General features: G+C 73.6%; 2 protein-coding genes. Both read left to right on the forward strand.

Going from position 1 to position 3,098, the window contains the following annotated elements; all coding sequences use genetic code 11:
* Positions 1 to 361 precede the first annotated feature (361 nt).
* A complete protein-coding gene (locus ACLQ24_RS29150; protein WP_425894947.1) occupies positions 362 to 1,612 on the forward strand; it encodes a DUF222 domain-containing protein in 1,251 nt (416 codons plus the stop codon).
* 199 nt (positions 1,613 to 1,811) lie between these two features.
* Complete coding sequence (locus tag ACLQ24_RS29155) at positions 1,812 to 3,026, forward strand: MFS transporter (RefSeq protein WP_425894948.1); 1,215 nt, start codon at positions 1,812 to 1,814, stop codon at positions 3,024 to 3,026.
* Positions 3,027 to 3,098: the final 72 nt, after the last annotated feature.

Genomic DNA, 3,098 nt, shown 5'->3' on the forward strand with positions numbered 1-3,098 from the left:
GCTCAGCAACGTCGATCATGGACACCCTCGCTCTTGTTCGCTGCCCCGCACCCCTTGGAATAGATCGTCTAGGTGGTACGCCGCTGGCGCGAGGACCGCCTCGTCCGTCCGGCCGCCGCGGAGGTACGCGTGCTCGCACTGGTGGAGGGCCGCATCTGGGATCCGCTGCCCGCCGACGTGTCCGGAGTGGAGCTGTCGCGTTCGTCGCCGCCAGCAGGGCGCGGTGCATCTCATCGCTGCGGACCGTTGATCCGGCCAGCACCTGGCAGAGCGTCACGCCGCTCGTCCGGCACCACGAAGGGCTTCGCCGCCCTCTCGGTCGACCCCGGAAATTGTCGTACGTGTGTTCTAACATCGATGCATGTTGGAGGGGTTGGCGCAGGCGGAGGCGGCGGTGGCCGACTGCCTCGACGCGCCGGCCTGGGCTCTTCCCGAGGACGACCTCGTCGCGGCCCTCGACGCCGCGCACCGGCTCGCGCAACGCCTGACGGCCGTGCAACTGGGGCTGGTGCGTGAGGTGGACGGCCGGGGCACGGCGCGAGCGCAGGGCGCGTCGTCGACGGCGGTGTGGTTGCGGGACCGGCTGCGGCTCGACGGTTCCGCCGCTCGCCGGCTGGTCGATCTCGCCGGGGCGCTCGATGCCGGAGCGCCGGGGGTGCGCGCCGCGCTGGCCGACGGAAACATCACTGCCGAGCAGGCGCGGGTCATCGGCGAGACCGTCCAGACGGTGCACAGGGCCGCTGACGCCGAGACGGCCGACAAGGCGGTCGGCGTCCTCATCGAGTGGGCCGGGCAGTTCGAGCCGAGGCTGCTGCGCAAGCTGGGCACCCGGGTCCTCGACCATGTCGCCCCGGAGCTTGCCGAAGCCGCCGCCAGGGCAGCCCTGGAGGCCGAGGCGCGCCGGGCCGACCGCGACCGTCATGTCACGCTCTCCGAGCTACGCGACGGCCGGCTGCGGCTCTCCGGGCACCTGGACGCCGAGGCTGCCGGTCTGCTGCGCGCCGCGCTCGACCCGCTGACCGCGCCGTCCGGTCCGGACGACCCGCGCTGCCCCGGGCAACGCCGGCACGACGCGCTCGCCGACCTGTGCCGACTCGCCCTCCGCACCGGCGAACTGCCCGACCACGGCGGTGAGCCCGCCCAGATCGTCGTGACCACCAGCTTCGACATGCTGGCCCGGCGGCTCGATGCCGGCACTCTCGACACCGGGCCACAGCTCACCCCGGAAACGGTACGTCGCCTCGCCTGCGACGCCGCCATCCTGCCCGCCGTGCTCGGCAGCGCCGGCCAGACACTCGACGTCGGCCGCCAGCGCCGACTCGTCACCGGTCCCCTGCGCCGCGCCCTGGTGCTACGCGACCGAGGCTGCGCCTTCCCCGGCTGCGACCGACCACCCCGCTGGTGCGACGCCCACCACATCCGCCACTGGGCCGACGGCGGCGACACCAGCCTGGCCAACTCCGTTCTCCTCTGCGGCCACCACCACCGCCACGTCCACCGCGGCGAGTGGACGGTCCGCGCGGGCGGCGACGGCCACCCCGCATTCGTTCCACCGGCCTGGCTCGATCCCGACCAGCTCCCCCGCCGCAACCACTACCACCGGCGAACGTGACGGTGTTCCAGCCCGCCGGCCGCGATGAGCCAGGACCCTCAGGGTCGGTGGTGTGACCAGCCTCGCGTCGGTCGGGACCGCCGACTCCGCCCAGCCTGCATAACGTCGCGACCATGACGGTCAACGGCGACACGTTCGAGCGGGCCACCGGCGGTTGCCGGGCAGTCGACCTCGCCTCCGCCGCGTTCGTCTCGCAGTGATGCGGGGCGTCTCGCCGTTGCCACCGGTGGGGCGACTGCGCACTCTCGCCCTCGCCACCCTGGCGAACTCGATCGGCGCGGGCCTGTGGCTGACCGGTGCGGCTCTCTATCTCACCCGGGACGTGGGGCTGTCCGCCGTCCAGGTAGGCGCCGGGCTCAGCGTCGCCGGCCTGGTCGGGCTGACCGCCAGCGTGCCGCTCGGCGCGCTGGCCGATCGGCGCGACCCGCGTACGCTGCGAGCCGCCCTGCAGGTCCTCCAGGCGGTGGTAGCGGCGACGTACCTGCTGGTCGACTCGTTCGCGGTCTTCCTGGTCGTCGCGGTGCTCGAACTGCTGTTGGCCTCGGGCAACCTCGCGGTCCGCGCAGCGCTGGTCGCGGCCGTCGCTGGTCCGCAGCGGCGGGTACACGCCTTCGCCACGCTGCGCGCCGTGGCGAACCTGGGCATCGCGGTCGGAGCCGGAGTGGCCGGGTTGGCGTTGGCCGCCGACGCGCACCGGGCGTACCAGCTGTTGGTGGTCGGCAACGCCGTCACCTATCTCGTGTCGGCGGCGCTGCTGCTGCGGCTGCCGGTTTATCCGCCCACGCCGCGCGCCTCGACGGGCGCTGCCCCGCGCCGCCCAGGGCCGTTGCGCGACGGCCGGTTCCTCGTGGTGAGTGGCGCGTCGGCGCTCCTCGCCCTGCACCAGACCGTCCTCACGCTTGTGGTGCCGCTGTGGGTGGTGACCGTGATCGGAGCGCCGCCGCCCGTCGTGTCGGCGGCGCTGCTGACCAACACGCTGCTGACCGTTGTGCTGGCGGTGCGGCTGAGCCGGGGCGCGGACACCGCCGTCCCAGCGGCGGCGACGATGCGCCGCGCCGGCCTGGTGTTGGCCACCGCGATGCTGTTCTACGCCACCACGGTCACCCTGCCGACCACGGCGGCGGTCGTACTCCTCCTGCTCGCCACTGCCGTGTACACCGCCGGAGACCTGTGGCACGCCGCCGCGGGGGCCGGACTTGCCTACGACCTCGCCCCATCGGGCGACCTCGGCGCGTACCAGGGGGCGGACGGGATGCTCGCCGGGCTGGCCCGGGCGGTCGCCCCGGCCCTGCTGACTCTGCTCATCATCGACGGCGGGGCGTCCGGCTGGCTGGCCGTCGCCGGGCTGTTCGCCATGGCGGGTCTGGTCACCCCGGCGCTGACCCGGTGGGCGCTGCGCAATCGCCGGATCTAGTGCTGCTCCGCGTTAATTCGTGGAGGGGTGTTGATTAGGCTGGCTGGTCGTCGAGGTAGAGGTAGCAGGCGC

It is taken from the genome of Micromonospora sp. DT4, from assembly GCF_049841675.1.
Taxonomy (GTDB): Bacteria; Actinomycetota; Actinomycetes; order Mycobacteriales; family Micromonosporaceae; genus Micromonospora.

What these genes read in the sequence shown, in the direction of transcription:
- ACLQ24_RS29155 (WP_425894948.1), top strand. Translation starts at nt 1,812, where the DNA reads ATGCGGGGCGTCTCGCCGTTGCCACCGGTGGGGCGACTGCGCACTCTC.
- ACLQ24_RS29150 (WP_425894947.1), top strand. Translation starts at nt 362, where the DNA reads ATGTTGGAGGGGTTGGCGCAGGCGGAGGCGGCGGTGGCCGACTGCCTC.